This window comes from Rhodococcus sp. B7740, assembly GCF_000954115.1.
Taxonomy (GTDB): domain Bacteria; phylum Actinomycetota; class Actinomycetes; order Mycobacteriales; family Mycobacteriaceae; genus Rhodococcoides.
Window position 1 is genome coordinate 3204941 of sequence record NZ_CP010797.1, and the last position, 15540, is coordinate 3220480.

Genomic DNA, 15540 nt, shown 5'->3' on the forward strand with positions numbered 1-15540 from the left:
CAATCCGACCTCCGACGATGGCAAGACATGAAGTGGGACAAACACACTCGTGACATAGATGTGGACGGATCGCGTATCCACCTCGTCGACCTCAATCCGACCCAGGACGACGTCGTGATCTTCCTGCACGGAATTTCGGCCAGTTGGCGCTGGTTCGTCGAGATCCTTCCCGAGGTCGCGCGGTCGCATCGAGCCATCGGCATCGACCTCCCCGGCTTCGGTGGCTCGCAGTACTCACGGGGGCACAGCAGCTTCGCCGCACTCGCTGATTCCGTCGCCGCCACGTGCTCGACCCTCGGTATCACGCGCGCTACGTTCGTCGGACACTCGATGGGTTCGATCGTGGCGACGCGCCTGGCCGCGGAGCACCCGGAACTGGTCGAGCGCCTCGTCGTGACCGGTGGACCGATCCTCACGCTCACCGGCCTCACCCGACGTCCGATCAGCACCATCCGTGACCAACCACGCGCGGTAGCAACCCTGTTGGCCGAATTGATCACCATCAGCCTGCCCATGCCGAATTGGTTGGCGCACAGGGCCGCACGATCGCCCAAGATCCTCAAAGCCACACTCGGGCCGTTCGTGAACCGGACCGACCGACTCGATCCCGAGCTCATGGACCAGGTGATGTTCGCATTGGGCGCACCGGGATCCTTCCCGGCGCTGCTGTCCACCGCATCCGCGGACCCGAGTGCAGGGCTGGACCGCGTCACCTGCCCGACGCGGATCATCCGCGGACCGGGCGATCCCCTGTCACCGCCCGCCGACGTCCAGCGGTTCCTCGACGCCGTTCCGACCGCCACCGCAGTCGAGATCGAGGGCACCGGACATTGGCCGCACATCGAGAAACCGACCGAGTTCCTGGCCGAACTGACTGCCTTCCTGGACATTCCGGCACAACAGCGCTGAACGCTTCGTCGAGCACGACCGATGATGCCCTGCCGAATGTAGGGCACCATCGGTTCGTGTCGCGCGAGGGCTACACGCGGGCGGACACCGCGAAGTAGTGCCCCCATTGTCGGCTCACGAACTCGCTCAGCTCCCGCCTGGCGTCCTCACCCGATGCCGATGAGCGCCAGGCGACATGGCCGTCGGGCCGCACGAGCACCGCTCCGGTCTCACCCACCTCGTACAGTCCGATCAGCTCGTCCCGAGCGGCACCTGCCGGTAGTTCCGCAGAGATCAAGGTGACGCCGGGTCCGACCTTCTCGAGCTCGGACACCACGCCTGCCCATCTGTCGCCATCGAAAGTGAACAGCGACAGTGTGTTCGGGTCGAGTGTCTCGTGCACCGCCACCTGCGCACCACCCACCGAGACCATCGCGTGGGGGAGTCTTGCCCCCGGGTAGGTCGTGGGCAGGTAATCCACCACGTCTTCGGCGGGCTTTGCCGACGGGTCCCGTGCGATCAACGGACTGGCGTAGAGGTAACCGAATTGCAAGCCGATCGACACGAAATGCTCGACCTGAAGCGGGATGGCGTCGGCGATCTCGCGACGAAGCTGGGCGGACCCGGGTGCGTCGGGATCGACTTTGTGCGATCGCGCCATCTGCTTCCGGGTGGCAGCGGCAGCCAGTGGCGCGATCAGCTTTCCCGGAACCTTGTTCAGCGGCGGCCGACCCACCACCTGAGTCGCTTTCGCTAACATCTTGTTGGTGATGCCCACCCTCTTTCCGATGTCGTCCATCCGGAAGTGGTTCGCCACACTCTGCTCGGCGAACTTCTCCACCACCGGACGACGCTCGGTCTCGTAGGTGTCCAACAGAGACGGGGACGCGGTGCCGGACAGAACGGCGTCGAGCTTCCAGGCCAGATTGTGGGCATCCTGAACACCCGAGTTCAGCCCGAAACCACCGGTGTGCGGAAACCGGTGCGCCGCATCGCCGAGCAGGAGCAGACGGCCACGACGGAACGCATCGGCGGTCTGCGATGTCATCACCCAGGTTCCGGTCGATTCCAGATCGAAGTCGTGGTCTCCCAACACCTTCGGCAGCGTGCGTGACCAGTAGGCTCGACTGTCCTTGGCGATCTCCTGGTCGGGGTGCAGGTACGCCGTCATCAGAATGTATCGATGGTCGGCATGCGCGATCATCACTCCGCACAGGTCCGGCGTGTAGATCCAACTGAGCAGCGGCCGAGCATCATCGGGGAAGAGTGTCTTCGAGGTGAAGAAGGCACTGCCCATGTTCGCCAGGACAGGTCCGGTCAGTCCGACCCCGGTACCGTCTCGTGTCGCGCTGTTCGCACCATCGCATGCCAGCACGTACTCGGCCTCGATCTCGGCCACTCCGCTTGCGCAACGCCCACGCACACGTGCACCGGACGAGTCGGTGTCGACGGACTCGACAGCGCATCCGCGGCGAAACTCGATCAGCGGTTCGGCGTCGAGCGCATCCCACAGTGCCGGCATCAACAGATGCTGACCTATGTGCGAGACCAGGAACGGACTCTGGCTCTCGACGATTGCCTTGCGCTCGGGGTCCGAGAGCAGGTCGATCGAACCGATGGCCTCGTCCGCGAGATTCCCGAACCAGCTGATGAGATTGACGGTCTCGTGCGGCGGCGACATCGCAGCGATCGAGCGCGCCAACTCGGAGCTGTATTCGTTCCAGATCTCGAGAGTGCGGGCGTTGATCACGTGCGCGGCGGGATGAAACAGGGGCGCGTTGCGGCGCTCGAGAACGACACTGCGAATCCCTCTGCGTGCCAACAGCAACGCGGCGGTACAACCGGCCGGTCCGGCTCCGACCACGGCGATCGGCACGGTCATCGGACCACCGTCTCCTGCATCCCGAGATCGATGGCTCCGTCGGCGGTCCTGATACCGGCAGTGATCACATCGTCGACCGAGAGGTAATCGGGATTCTTCGCCTGCCGGGCGAAGAAGAACTTCCACTTCAGCGCCGGCGGAATCAACTCACCGATCTTCTGCACGATCTTGGGCGGCGCGGAAATGGCGGTGCCGATCGGTGTTCCGGTGAGGAGTACGTCGCCGGCAGTCATGTTCTGGAAGCGGGCCAGCCTGGTGAGCGCCTCGGCCGGCGGAGTGATCAGGTCGTTGCCGATCGTCTGGTCCTGGCGCGTCTCGCCGTTGACCGCCAGCGTCATGTGCAGCTCGGGGATGCGGCGGAGCTCGTCGTTGTCCAACAGCACCAACCGAGGACCCAACGGGGTGAACGTGGGATACGACTTGCTCTCGTACACCTGAACTTTCGTCAACTGGATCTCCCGCGCGGACACATCGTTCGCCACGATCACCCCGGCTACGTAATCCGAGAGGTTCTCGTCGGTGACCGTCGTACCGATGGGAATCTCGGCACCGACGACGATCCCCAGTTCGATCTCGTAGTCCAACAGCGCCACCTCGGGTGGCTGGCGGATGGGATCGAACGGACCACTGACCGACGCCGAGGACTTACGAAAGAACGTCGGCTGCAACGTGTTCGGATCGGAACCCGCGTCGATCGCGTGCGACCGATAATTGAGCAGCTGCGCCACCACCCGGCACGGTGTGGTGACCGGAGATACGAGCTCCAGCTCGTCGACACTCGACCCTGCGCCCGACGCACCGGTGATGGCGTCGCGGTCGGCAAGAAGTTCGCGGGTGGTCTCGGCCGTCGTCTCGATACGGATTGCACGGTCGCCGTCGAGGCGCCACCAACCGTCGATGGTCCGGACTACGTTGACTGACATGTGAGTCTCTATCCCCCTGGTTCGATCGAAATCGGCGCGTTCACAATGTTTTCGGCGTGATGGTCTTCTTGTTCGCGACCACCGGATGGCCCGGCCGAGTTCCGGCCTCGCGTCGGCGAAGCTCCTCGTGCGGCACGCCGTTGCGCAGCTGGCTGAGCAGGTAATCGGGGTCGATGTTGACGCCGATCGGGTTCTGGGCGAACTCCTCGGTGAAGAAGAACGCCGCGGTGTTCTCGGCGTCGAAGTTCTCGACCTGGAACTCGAGGCGCACCCCGTCGGGATCCTCGTAGTAGAGCGAGATCGTCGGTCCGTGATTGATCGACCAGACGGGGAGGATGCCCAACCGCTTGAGCCGCACGTAGTTCTCCAACAACCGCTCGAGCGAAACGAACGTCAACGCGATGTGATCGATCCCGTATGCCTTGCGCTTGAACTTGGAGAACGGGAAGAGGAACCTGACCGGCTTCGGAACGGCGATGATCGCCAGTCGATGCGACTCGTCGTCCCAGGTCAAGAACGTGATTCCCTCGTCCTGGTAGACGATCTCGGCACCGAACACCGCTCCGTACCAGCGCACCATCTCCTCGGTGCGAGCCGACTTGACCACCCAGTGGGCGATGAGATCGGGAGCAACCCTCGGCGCTCTCCGACTCCCTGCATCCTGCGTCGCACTCATCGAACGAGCCTTTCCTCGGGTCACCTGTTGTGACCTACGCTACGACCACTTTGACTGTCAGTCAAGAAATTGATCGAGCGTCAGGAGAGATCGCGCCGGGTGGGCTAATGTCGGATCGGTGTCGAACAACTCGCCCACCGGTGCCGAGCGGTCTCGCCGTGCCCGCCCCCGACTGGACCGTCGGCAGGCCTTGATCGACGCCGCCATCGAGCTGCTGGCCGAGGGCAACAGCGCCGACATCAGCGCGGCCGCGATCTCCCGTCGAGCGGGCGTCGCACACGGACTGCTGTTCTACTACTTCACCGACAAACAAGGCCTGGTCGCGGCCGCCCTCGCCGACGTGCTGTCGAAGCTGGCCGAGTCTCAGGAGCCCGCCGCCGACGAGACATCCGTGCGCGCACGCATGGAAGGTTTCGTGCGACGCCATATCGAATTTCTCGAGCGCCACCGTGCCCTCTACGTCCGAGTGGTCCGGGAAGGTGAATTGGGCGATTCCGTCGTCGAACATGCCGTCCGAGAGGCACGGGCCGAGGGCGCACGTCAGGTCGCAGCCCTGGCCGAGCTGCCCGATCCACTGTCCCCGCTCCAGGCGGCCGCGATCTCGGGATGGACCGGCTTTCTAGACCGCACAGCAGACGCCTACTTCGACACTCCAGGGCTCGAACTCGATGCGATCGTAGCGCTGGTGGTCGACGCCTTCGAAGCGGTCGTCGACGCATCGAAGTAGACCCACCGGCGTCTCGGAAGAGGTCAGAACGACCATATTCGCCCACGCTCCTGCACCGGATATTGAGCAATATGCACCCTGCGGGACTCAGCACTTGCGCAACAACGCAGGCTGCTGGTGCACTGTCTCCCATCGCAGCTCAGTTGCATCCTCTCGGCGATTCGAAACCCGAACGCCCGCCCGGACCGCAGAACCGCACTCGGTTCTCCCTCGTCCGCTCTACCTTCTTCGTGCCCCCGGCACATTCGACGTCGCTTCAGGAGCACCTGTCATGACCAGCATCAGTCCCGCCGATCACCGCTCACCCACCGGTGATCACCACGATCTGCACGAGCTCGCCCAGCGGGTGCTGTGGCTGTCGACGTCGATGATTCACCATGCCAATCGAATTCGGCCCAACCCGACCGGACTCAAGGTCGGCGGCCACCAAGCCTCCTGCGCGTCGATGGTCTCGATCATGACCTCGCTGTGGTTCGAGCAGCTGCAGCCAGGCGACCGTGTGTCGGTCAAGCCTCATGCCTCGCCGGTGCTGCACGCGATCAACTACCTGCTGGGTGAGCTGGACCAGAAGTACCTGACGACACTGCGCGCATACGGCGGTCTGCAGTCATACCCCTCGCGGGCCAAGGACCCGGACACCGTCGACTACTCCACCGGATCGGTCGGCATCGGTGCTACGGCACCGATCTGGGGAGCGATGTCCCGACGCTTCGTCGAGGACCGGTTCGGCCCGGAGGAATCCACACCGAAGACGCCCGGCTTCAGCGGACGGCAGTACTCGTTGGTCGGCGATGCGGAACTCGACGAAGGCGCGGTCTGGGAGGCGATCATCGACCCGGGCATCGCCGAGCTCGGCGAGATCGTCTGGATCGTCGACCTCAACCGTCAGTCGCTGGACCGAGTGGTCCCCAACATCGCTGCGCGTCGCCTCGAGAAGATGTTCGACGCCGCCGGCTGGCAGGTCATCACCGTCAAGTTCGGCCGGTTGCTCGAGGACCTGTTCGCCAAGCCGGGTGGCGACGCATTGCGCACGCGCATTCTGGACATGCCGAATCCGGAATACCAACGCCTGCTGCGCTGCACCGCCGAGGAGGTGCGCACCAGACTTCCCGGATCGGGTCCCGACGCCACCGCCATTGCCGACCTGATCGCCGATCTCGACGACACACTACTGACCGAGTCCATTCGCAACCTGGGTGGACACGATCTGGATGCGTTGCGCGAGGCCTACTCTCGCATCGACGACACCCGCCCCACCGTGATCATCGCGTACACGGTCAAGGGGTTCGGCCTGCCGACCCAGGGACATCCGCAGAACCACTCCTCACTGTTGACCGTCGAGGAGTACGCAGAACTCGCACGTACCCTCGGCACCGACCCCGAGAAGCCCTGGGGCCGCTTCGATTCCGACAGCGGACCCGGCCGGCTGTGCACTGCCACCGCCGAACGGCTACGCCGCGAACCGATTCCGGCGTCGACGCCACCTGCCGTCCCCACCGACATCGGACGCACCCCCAAGGGCACGGCCACCACGCAGGCCGCGCTGGGACGCACCCTGATCGACCTCACCCGAGAAGCCCCCGACGCGGCTCGTCGTGTCGTCACGGTCAGTCCCGACGTCAGTTCGACCACCAACCTCGGCGGTTGGGTCAACAAGGTCGGCGTCTGGTCGTCGTCGGATCGGCACGACTGGTTCGGCGACGACGCCGAGACGATCATGCACTGGCGCGAAGGGCCGTCCGGTCAGCACATGGAACTCGGTATCGCAGAGACCAACCTGGTCGGCCTGATGGGCGAGCTCGGTGCCACGTGGAGTCGGTGGGGGGAGCCGCTGTTCCCGATCGGGGTCATGTACGACCCCTTCGTCGAGCGCGCACTCGAGCCGTGGTCTTACGGCATCTACGCGGGTGGTCAGTCGATTCTGGTCGGCACGCCGTCGGGAGTCACCCTGGCCGCGGAAGGTGGTGCGCACCAGTCGATCAAGACCCCGTCCATCGGACTGGAGCAGCCCGGCTGCATCACCTACGAGCCCGCATTCGCCATCGACGTCGAATGGACACTGCTCGCCAGCATCGGCCGACTCGGACGCCCCGACGGCTCCTCGGCATACCTGCGTCTGTCGACGCGTCCCGTCGATCAGTCGAAGGCGGACGTCCCCAGCGATCCGGCTGCCCGGGAACGCAGGCGTCGGCAGGTGGTCGCGGGCGGCTATCCGCTGGTGCGTCGAGACGGAGCAACGGTGACCATCGCCGCCATGGGCGCGTTGATGACCGAAGCGCTGGACGCCGCAGAGCGTTTGGAGCGGATCGGTGTCATCGCCGACGTTCTGTGCATCACCAGCCCTGGCGAGCTCTACCGCGCGCTCCAGGCGCGGCAAGGACACCACGTCGGCGAATCCTGGATTCTCGATCAACTGCTGCCCGCCGACCGAGCGACCCCGATGGTGACGGTGCTCGACGGGCATCCACACACCCTCGCGTTCCTCGCCACCGTCAACAGGGTTGCGTCGACATCGTTGGGTGTGAGCAACTTCGGACAGGTGGGCTCACTCGACGAGGTGTACAAGCACCACCGAATCGACACCGATTCCATCGTGGGCGCAGCTCTCGATGTGACCGGTCGGTGACAGGGCTCCTTCGACAGCGAACGCAGCCATGACCGCATCGTCGACGGTGCCGCTCGCTACCTCGGCGATGTCGGGCTTGCTCGAAAACGGTTACACAGCAGCTCGTCTCGACTGACAATTCGAACTCTCCGATCGCCCCGCTCGCACGTGCGGGGCGATCGGCGTTTCACGCGAGGTACTCCGCGAGTCCGTTCAGGGTGGCGGTGAGCTTCTTCCTGAACGTGCCCTGCAGCGCCTTGCCCACCACTCCGAACAACAACGGACTGGTCACCTCCAGCTCGAGGGTGACGGCGGAGCCGCCTCCGCGAGCGGCGCAGTTCATCGTCAGCCGAATCTTCGATCCGGTCGACCCGGCACCCACCAGGACCAATTCCTCCGGCGCACGCAGACTTTCGACCTGGAACTCGATGGTGTCGATGATGCTCGCGATCTTGATCTTCTCGACCATCGTCGACCCGACTTCGAGGTCCCTCGGGGGCGTCTCCACCCACTCCTCGTGCAGGGCATGCCACTTCTCGAAGGTGCTGACGTCGGACAGAGTTGCCCACACGTCGTTCTGCGAGGCAGGCAGTTCCTGCGTCATGGTGATGTTCAGCATCGGAGGTTCCTTCGCTCGAGGACGGTGTTTCACCACTACGCCATAGGATTGATCGGAAGTCAATATTGACCTCAAGTCAAGTACCGTTTACTTTCGTGACACACGCCTCACTGCCACGGGGCCGAACCGGAAGACGAGCCATGACGACGACCGAAGCGCTGCCCATTGCAACCGCCACCGATGTGATCGCCAACCTTCGAGCCCTCGTGCCCGACCTGAAGGCCGGAGCCGCCGAGAACGAGAAGGCACGACGCCTCTCCGAGGACACCGTCGACGCCCTCCGCCGCGCTGGCGCATTTCGAGTCGCAGCACCGGCGAAGTTCGGCGGACTCGAAACCGACCTGCGCACCATGCTCGATGTGTCCGCGATCATCGCCGAAGGTGACGCCGGTGCCTCCTGGGTGGCCACCCTGTCCAACGTGAACAACTGGGCTGCAGGCCTTTACAGTGACGCGGCTCAGGCCGAGATCTACGCCGACGGCCCCGACGCCATCATTTCCGGCGTCGTCACCCCGGGCGGCACCGCCCGGAAGGTCGAGGGCGGCTACCGACTGACGGGAACATGGCCCTACGCCTCGGCCAGCCTGCACTCGCAGTGGTTCACCGGCGGAATCATCGTCAACGACGACGACGGCGACATGCTCGACCAGGGAATGGCGCTGCTCCCTCGCACGGACTACCGCATCGACGACACCTGGTACGTGGCAGGCATGCGCGCATCCGGGAGCAACACCGTCGTCGCCGAGGACGTCTTCGTCCCCGAACACCGGATGCTGTCGATGATCCCCGCATTCAGCGGTGCCAACGTTGCCGAACGTACCGACTCCGCCTTCGCCCGTTCGGCCTTCGGGCCCATGCTCGTCATGGTTCTCGTCGGTCCACAGCTCGGAATGGGCCGCGCTGCAGTGGAACTGGTACGAAAGAAGGCCGCAGAGAAGGCCCTCGCCTACACCGTGTTCGACCGTCAGGCCGATTCGGTGGCATTCCAGATGCTGCTCGCCGAAGCAGCGCTGAAGGTCGACACCGCGCACCTGCACGCCTACCGCGCAGCAGAGGACGTCAAGCGGTGGGCCGAGGCCGGCGAATACCCGGACCTGCTCTCCCGTGCGCGTGTTCGCGGCGACGCAGCCGTTGCACTACGGAGCATCAACGAGGCGCTGAACATGCTCGTCGACGCCACCGGTGCCGGAGCCTTCGCCGAAGCCAATGCTCTGCAGCGCATTTGGCGCGACTCCAATGTCGGTGCCCGCCATGCCGTCATGCTGCCACGAGTGTCGATCGAGACCTACGGCAAGGCGCTGCTCGGTTTCGATCTGCACGACCACATCACCCCGATCATCTGATGACGTCCTAGGCTCGTACCGAGCCCTCGGTGACAGCCGGACGGGTAGGCCAAGGCAGATAGGACTTTCGGTGCCAGATCGTTCCGCCAAACCGGTTGCCCGAGCCAACCGGGCCACCGCCCGAGCGGCCGAGACCCGGCAGCGAATCGTCGACGCAGCGGCGAGCCTGTTCGCCGAGGCCGACTACGACAAGGTCGCCGTCTCGGACATCGTCGAGTCGGCCGACGTCGCACACGGCCTCCTGTTCCACTACTTCGGCAACAAGAGGGGCATCTACCTCGAGGCGATGCGGGCCACCGCCGCGGCCATGTCGGAGGCCTTCGCGGACATTCCCGACTCGACACCCGACATCCAGATTCGGGCTGCGCTGACCAGCCACCTGAACTATCTCAGCCGGCACCGCGGACTGGCGTTACGAATGGTGTTGGGCGGCAGAGGCGCAGACCCCGAAGCCTGGGAAGTGTTCGAGAACGCGCGAACCGCAGTGCTGGAGGCGGCGGCCACGCAACTCGGACTCGACGCGGAGAACGCAGGCGTCGGACTCGTCGGACACAGCATCGTCGCGGCAATCGACGGCGCGACGGCCCGATGGCTCGAACAGGACGCCAGAATCGACGTCGAGCAGATGGTCGAATGGTTGGTGCACATCATCGTCGCGTGCCTACGTACCGCACCGGTCCTGGACCCGGCCCTGAACGTCGACGACGCTGTCGAGGCGATCCTCGGACGCGGCTAGGTTACCGACCGACGCCCGCGAACCCTGGTCACCACAGTCGATACGACGACCACGAGGGCTGCGAGAATTGCGGTGTATCCCACCGTGGAGTTGGTCAGCTCGCCGGACAGGCGACCCTGCGCCAGCCATCCCAGTCCCCACCCGATCGACAGCATCGGAGCGATCGCTCCGCGCGAGTAGCGGGCGAGCAGCAGCCCTACTGCGGCCGCAACGACGAGCACTACGATCGCCCAGACGGTTGCACCTGCACCGCCGGTGAGCCCGAGGCTCACCAACCAGGCAGAGATGTTCGCGATCGTCGCGACACACACCCACCCGAGGTAGAGGCCCATCGTGCCGTCGGTGATCACTGCGTCGGCGACGCCCTCGGGCCGGAACTGCTGCATCAGGACGAACACGCGCACGAGCGCCGCCAACAGCGCCACGATGACCAGCACGCTCAACCACACCTGGCCGAACTGGACCGCGAGAATCCAGGCCGGATTGAGCAACATCGACGCGATGATCGGTGCCCGCAGCGCGTCGTGGCGTGCAGTGCGCCCGGGCAGCAGCTGCCAGACGGCATAGACGATCAACCCCGCGTAGATCACCGACCAGATCGAGAACGCGGGCCCCGCGGGTGCCACCAGAGTCGACGTGGCACTGAGCGCTCCGTCCGCCGCTTCGGCGATGGGCGTCCCGATCCATGCGCCCGACCCGAGAAAAGACACGACAACGGCCACGACCGCACTGAGAACGACGCCGATTTTCACAGTCGAGTTGATCCCCGATCGACGGGCAGTGCAAACACAGCAGCAGCCCGGTTCTGGTAGACACGCGGTGTGCATTCCTACTCGCGTTCGATCTCTGCTGCCGTCTGCTGCCTCGCGGTGGCCGTGACCGCCGGATGCAGTTCCACGCCGGAGCCCGCTCCCACGGAATCGACGTCTGCTCCGGAACCGCAGTACGAGTTCACAGGAGTGCCCGGCACCGTTCTCGATTCCGCGGACTTCGGTGATCGATCCCCCGCCCTCGCCGCGACCGGTGCCACGCTCTACCGATTCGTCTACGAATCGACATCGGGCGTCGACAATTCCCCCACCGCGGTCTCCGGGGTGGCAGCCGTTCCGGCGGGCACGCCGCCCGAGGGCGGGTGGCCGATCATCGTCTACGGGCATGGCACCACCGGTGTGCAGGCCGATTGCGGACCGACCCTGTATCCCGATCTGCTCGGATACCAATTTGCGGTGCAGGACTTCACGGCACTCGGGTACGTCACCGTGCTACCCGATTACCAGGGCCTGGGCACCGGCGGTAGCACCCACCCGTATCTGGAGCCGCGAACCACCGGAAACAACATGATCGACGCGGCTCGCGCGGCCCACACCGCGCTGCCCGACGTCTCCACGCGCTGGGCTGCCGTCGGCCTGTCGCAGGGTGGCCAAGCCGCCTGGGCTGCAAACGAACTCGCCGCTTCCTACGGTCAGGGCCTGGACCTGGTGGGATCGGTGTCGCTCTCGCCCCCGACAGATCTGAAGCCGTTGATTCGATCCAGTAACGACGGCACCCTGACCAGGCCGCAGAAGGAACTGTTGCCGTACCTGCTCTACGGCGCTGAGCAGGTCGACCCCTCGATCGATCCGACGGACTACAGCGGCAGTGTCGCCGAGGCCAACAACGAACTGCTGCTCACCTGCTCGGGCGGCGACACCGCAGGCAAGGAGCGAGCCGTTCAGGCGATGGCACCCGACGAGTTCGCGGCCGACTCCACCGAATCCGAGCAGAAGCTGATCGACGTGGTCGATCGCTACACGCTCCCGCAGGTGCGAACGGAGGTACCGCTGTTCGTGGCGTACGGCGCGAAAGACGACGTCGTTCTGCCGCAGTGGACTGCCGACGGTGTCGAGAAGGCCTGCGCCCTCGGCGATTCGGTCGTCGCCCAGGAACAGCCCGAACAGGGCCACGACGTCAGCGACGAAGCGGCAATGCAATTCCTGGCCGCCCGGTTCGCAGGACAGACGGTACCCAGCACATGCTGACGAGCGGCTCTGCACCCGAACGAATCACCGAGTACACCCACGCCGGTCTCGTGTTCGACGTCCTCGACCAGGGACCGCTCGACGGCCCGGTCGTGTTGTTGCTGCACGGATTTCCCGAACGTGCATCGTCGTGGTCCGCGGTGATGGAGATACTCAACGAACACGGGATGCGCACGATCGCACCGGATCAGCGCGGATACTCCCCACGCGCCCGGCCCACGAGGCGACGAGACTATCGCGTCGGCGCACTGGTGGGCGATGTGGTCGCCCTGATCGACCTCATCGGAACGCCGGTTCACCTGGTGGGACACGATTGGGGAGCGAACATAGCCTGGGTCACCGCCGGTCGTCGTCCCGACCTGGTCTCGTCTCTGACGGCGCTCTCGGTACCCCACCCCGGCGCATTCATGACCGGCCTGCTCAGCTCGAAACAGATACTGCATTCCTGGTACTTCGCGTTCTTCCAACTGCCGGTGCTGCCCGAGAAGTGGATGACGCAACCCGGCCGCAGGGCCGAAAGATGGTACGAGAAAAGCGGAATGACCGAAGCCGATCTCGAACGCACGCAGACGGAGATCGTCGACTACGGCGCGCTGCCCTTCGCCGTCGACTGGTATCGGGGCCTACCGTTCTCGAGCCCGGGAATCGGCCGCCTGCGCATCACCGTGCCGACGTCGATGGTCTGGAGTGACGGTGACACCTTCATCGGACGCTCCACCGTCGAGAGTGCCCAACGGTACGTCGATGCGGCCTACACACTGACCGTGTTGCCCGGCGTCTCGCACTGGATTCCGACACAGGCACCCGATGCGGCTGCCGCTGCAGTGATGCGATCGAGTACTCCCCATGGCTCTTGACCGCACCACTGCCGTCGGCATGCTCACCGAACTGGTCACGCAACGCACCGTGTCCGGCGACCCTGCGCCCCAACGTTCCTCGATGGACGCCGTCGTATCCCTTCTGAGGGCGCGGACGACCGGAGTTGCAGTCGAGGGCGATCGAGACGGCGCGCACCCGTGGCTGCTGATCACCAACGACGCCCCTCCCACGACCACGCGACTGATGTTCGCCTGTCACGTCGATACCGTTCCCGCGGGCGATCTTTCGAACTGGCAGTTCGATCCGTTCGCCGCGGACGTCGAGGGCGGAGTGATGCGAGGCCGGGGTACGTCCGATATGAAGGCAGGCCTGGTGGCCGCCACGGCCGCTGTGCTCGCCGCCTTCGAGAACGGTGTTCCTGCAGCACTGTTGCTCACGAGCGACGAAGAGATCGGCTCACTCGGAGCGCTCGCCGCCCGTCACGCCGTCGCCGAATGTTCGGTGGGTGCCGTGGTGGTGCCCGAGGCGACCGGAAACCAGGTGCATCTGGGCCACCGCGGAGCATTGTGGGTCGACGTCACCACCAAAGGGATTGCAGCACACGGCAGCACACCCCAGCGAGGTGAGAGTGCAATCATGAAGCTCGTCGACGTCCTGGCACGGGCACGCGACGAGCTCCCGCTGTCGACGGATCCGTTCCTCGGTGCCGAGACGTTCAACGTCGGGTTGATCGACGGGGGTTCGGCCCCCAACATCGTCCCGGACACCGCACACGTCGTCGTCGATCACAGGACCGTCGGTGACGGCTCGGCACTGCTGTCGTGGTGGCGGGATCAACCCGAGGTCGACCACATCGAGGCGCGGATCGACCTGCCCGGTGTGCGGACGGCCGGTGGCAACAGCTGGATCGACGAGCTGCCGCATTCCGTTGCGAGAGAACCGGTCACGTACTTCACCGACGCGTCCCTCATCGCCGCGGCGGCTCCCGGTGCGCCGATCGTCGTGTGGGGACCGGGGACTCCTGCCCTGATGCATGCCGCCGACGAAACCGTCACGCTCGACGAACTCGATGCGGCCATCACCGCCTACACCGCCGTGACGCGCGCCTGGCCGACCGTCGACTGACGGACCACCAACTCCGGCTGCAGAGCGATGTGCGCGGTGCCCGTCTCGTCGCTGTTCATCGCCTGATCCAACAGCCGCGTGGCCTCGGCGGCAATCCGTTCCTGCGGCTGCCGGACGGTCGTCAGCGGCGGATTGCTCAACGCGGAGAACGGAATGTCGTCGAACCCGGTCACCATGACATCGGTCGGAACCGACAGTCCGAGAGCCTGGCAACTCTGCAACACACCGAGCGCGATCAGATCGTCGGCACACACCACCGCGTCGGGACGAGAGGCCGCTTCGAGTATGGGCCGAGACGACTCACGGCCCCAGTCGATCGAGTAGTCGCCCAACAGCGTCCACTCCTCTCGCGTCTCGATACCCACTCGCTCCGCGTGGCGGAAGAAGCCGGCTCGACGTAGCTCGGTCGACGAATTGGTCAGTTCGGAACTGATGAATGCCGCGCTCCGAACACCGAGACCGGCCAGGTGGTCCATCACCAGCGCCTGTGCGGCATCGTCGTCGACCCCGACCCAGTCGGTGTGGGTGTCGAGCGCGAACCGGTCGAGTTGAACGACAGGGATCGCGCGAGCCGTGGTGCGCACGGCCTCTGCGGACCGCTCGCCATGGCACGGGCTGATGATGATGCCGTCGACCTGACGCGAGACCAAGCTGCGCAGCCTCTGCGCTTCGACGTCCGGGTCGGATCGGGAGTCGCACAGAAACAACTGCAAGCCGCGCTGTGACAGCACATGCTCGACATTGACCACCAGCGAGGTGAAGAAGGGATTGGCAATACTCGGCACCACCATGCCGACGGTGTCCGTTCTGTTGCGGCGCAGGGAACTGGCGATGATGTTGCCCGAATATCCCAGATCCTCGGCCGCCCGTCGGATGGTGGCAGCAACGTCTTCCGAGACCGGACGTGAACCCGAGAGCGCTCGAGACACCGTGGCTGTCGAGACGCCTGCGCGCTCGGCAACGTCGCGAATGGTTGCTTTACGCATCCAACTCCTACTCTCACGTGTGGACCCGAGGCTATCGAACCGCGCGGTCGCTTGCGTTGCTGTTTACACAGTAGAGGCAATCGTTTACATAAACGACTCCGAAATTCCTTGACATGAATAGGTACCGATCCCTTACGGTGCATACATGCGAGGTAATCGATTACATCATCTCGCCCGACGATCACCCGAGGAG

At 64.9% G+C, this 15540-nt stretch carries 14 protein-coding genes; 8 read left to right on the plus strand and 6 right to left on the minus strand.

All coding sequences use genetic code 11. The features are described 5' to 3' along the window. Positions 1 to 27: 27 nt before the first annotated feature. Complete coding sequence (locus tag NY08_RS14835) at positions 28 to 909, plus strand: alpha/beta fold hydrolase (RefSeq protein WP_045197174.1); 882 nt, start codon at positions 28 to 30, stop codon at positions 907 to 909. A 70-nt stretch (positions 910 to 979) separates the two neighbouring features. Here the strand turns inward: NY08_RS14835 and NY08_RS14840 are convergent, their stop codons facing one another. The 3 genes from NY08_RS14840 to NY08_RS14850 are packed head-to-tail and all read right to left on the minus strand — an operon-like array spanning position 980 to position 4369. After that, positions 980 to 2770 (minus strand): FAD-dependent monooxygenase, encoded by a 1791-nt coding sequence (locus tag NY08_RS14840; RefSeq protein ID WP_045197176.1) that lies wholly within the window; start codon positions 2768 to 2770, stop codon positions 980 to 982. Continuing rightward, positions 2767 to 3693: a fumarylacetoacetate hydrolase family protein gene (locus NY08_RS14845; protein WP_045197179.1), complete on the minus strand. Its 927-nt coding sequence runs from the start codon at positions 3691 to 3693 to the stop codon at positions 2767 to 2769. The genes NY08_RS14840 and NY08_RS14845 overlap by 4 nt, the downstream gene beginning before the upstream one ends. Before the next feature lie 40 nt (positions 3694 to 3733). Further along, positions 3734 to 4369, minus strand: coding sequence for a VOC family protein (locus NY08_RS14850; RefSeq protein ID WP_045200497.1), 636 nt, complete (start codon positions 4367 to 4369; stop codon positions 3734 to 3736). Between the two features lie 118 nt (positions 4370 to 4487). Here NY08_RS14850 and NY08_RS14855 point away from each other — a divergent pair, with 118 nt between their 5' ends. Together NY08_RS14855 and NY08_RS14860 are read left to right on the plus strand one after the other, a co-directional pair. Beyond that, positions 4488 to 5096 (plus strand): TetR/AcrR family transcriptional regulator, encoded by a 609-nt coding sequence (locus NY08_RS14855; RefSeq protein ID WP_045197181.1) that lies wholly within the window; start codon positions 4488 to 4490, stop codon positions 5094 to 5096. Between the two features lie 271 nt (positions 5097 to 5367). Next, on the plus strand, positions 5368 to 7722 hold the full coding sequence (locus NY08_RS14860) for a transketolase-like TK C-terminal-containing protein (RefSeq protein ID WP_045197183.1): 2355 nt from the start codon (positions 5368 to 5370) through the stop codon (positions 7720 to 7722). A 166-nt stretch (positions 7723 to 7888) separates the two neighbouring features. Here the strand turns inward: NY08_RS14860 and NY08_RS14865 are convergent, their stop codons facing one another. Continuing rightward, positions 7889 to 8320: a type II toxin-antitoxin system Rv0910 family toxin gene (locus tag NY08_RS14865; RefSeq protein ID WP_032396598.1), complete on the minus strand. Its 432-nt coding sequence runs from the start codon at positions 8318 to 8320 to the stop codon at positions 7889 to 7891. Positions 8321 to 8460: 140 nt separating this feature from the next. Here NY08_RS14865 and NY08_RS14870 point away from each other — a divergent pair, with 140 nt between their 5' ends. Together NY08_RS14870 and NY08_RS25235 are read left to right on the plus strand one after the other, a co-directional pair. Further along, positions 8461 to 9663, plus strand: coding sequence for an oxidoreductase (locus tag NY08_RS14870; protein ID WP_045197188.1), 1203 nt, complete (start codon positions 8461 to 8463; stop codon positions 9661 to 9663). 70 nt (positions 9664 to 9733) lie between these two features. Further along, positions 9734 to 10399: a TetR/AcrR family transcriptional regulator gene (locus NY08_RS25235; protein WP_052049861.1), complete on the plus strand. Its 666-nt coding sequence runs from the start codon at positions 9734 to 9736 to the stop codon at positions 10397 to 10399. Here the strand turns inward: NY08_RS25235 and NY08_RS14880 are convergent. Continuing rightward, positions 10396 to 11151: a TspO/MBR family protein gene (locus NY08_RS14880; RefSeq protein ID WP_045197190.1), complete on the minus strand. Its 756-nt coding sequence runs from the start codon at positions 11149 to 11151 to the stop codon at positions 10396 to 10398. The genes NY08_RS25235 and NY08_RS14880 overlap by 4 nt on opposite strands. Positions 11152 to 11220: 69 nt before the next feature. On the opposite strand from NY08_RS14880, the gene NY08_RS14885 reads away from it, so the two are divergent. From NY08_RS14885 to NY08_RS14895, 3 genes are read left to right on the plus strand one after another with little or no spacing between them, the layout of a single operon-like run. Further along, complete coding sequence (locus NY08_RS14885; RefSeq protein ID WP_045197192.1) at positions 11221 to 12417, plus strand: alpha/beta hydrolase family protein; 1197 nt, start codon at positions 11221 to 11223, stop codon at positions 12415 to 12417. Continuing rightward, positions 12411 to 13274, plus strand: coding sequence for an alpha/beta fold hydrolase (locus NY08_RS14890; protein WP_045197194.1), 864 nt, complete (start codon positions 12411 to 12413; stop codon positions 13272 to 13274). Before NY08_RS14885 ends, NY08_RS14890 begins: the two co-directional genes overlap by 7 nt. After that, entirely contained in the window at positions 13264 to 14361 is a 1098-nt protein-coding gene (locus tag NY08_RS14895; RefSeq protein WP_045197196.1) for a M20 family metallopeptidase, read from the plus strand. Before NY08_RS14890 ends, NY08_RS14895 begins: the two co-directional genes overlap by 11 nt. On the opposite strand, the gene NY08_RS14900 is transcribed toward NY08_RS14895, so the two are convergent. Next, positions 14322 to 15347 (minus strand): LacI family DNA-binding transcriptional regulator, encoded by a 1026-nt coding sequence (locus NY08_RS14900; protein WP_045197198.1) that lies wholly within the window; start codon positions 15345 to 15347, stop codon positions 14322 to 14324. The two genes, NY08_RS14895 and NY08_RS14900, sit on opposite strands and share 40 nt — an antisense overlap. Positions 15348 to 15540 lie beyond the last annotated feature (193 nt).

Bases quoted from the DNA above. Each gene is read 5' to 3' on its own strand.
- NY08_RS14835 (WP_045197174.1), top strand. From the start codon at position 28: ATGAAGTGGGACAAACACACTCGTGACATAGATGTGGACGGATCGCGT.
- NY08_RS14840 (WP_045197176.1), bottom strand. From the start codon at position 2,770: ATGACCGTGCCGATCGCCGTGGTCGGAGCCGGACCGGCCGGTTGTACC.
- NY08_RS14845 (WP_045197179.1), bottom strand. From the start codon at position 3,693: ATGTCAGTCAACGTAGTCCGGACCATCGACGGTTGGTGGCGCCTCGAC.
- NY08_RS14850 (WP_045200497.1), bottom strand. From the start codon at position 4,369: ATGAGTGCGACGCAGGATGCAGGGAGTCGGAGAGCGCCGAGGGTTGCT.
- NY08_RS14860 (WP_045197183.1), top strand. From the start codon at position 5,368: ATGACCAGCATCAGTCCCGCCGATCACCGCTCACCCACCGGTGATCAC.
- NY08_RS14865 (WP_032396598.1), bottom strand. From the start codon at position 8,320: ATGCTGAACATCACCATGACGCAGGAACTGCCTGCCTCGCAGAACGAC.
- NY08_RS14870 (WP_045197188.1), top strand. From the start codon at position 8,461: ATGACGACGACCGAAGCGCTGCCCATTGCAACCGCCACCGATGTGATC.
- NY08_RS14890 (WP_045197194.1), top strand. From the start codon at position 12,411: ATGCTGACGAGCGGCTCTGCACCCGAACGAATCACCGAGTACACCCAC.
- NY08_RS14895 (WP_045197196.1), top strand. From the start codon at position 13,264: ATGGCTCTTGACCGCACCACTGCCGTCGGCATGCTCACCGAACTGGTC.
- NY08_RS14900 (WP_045197198.1), bottom strand. From the start codon at position 15,347: ATGCGTAAAGCAACCATTCGCGACGTTGCCGAGCGCGCAGGCGTCTCG.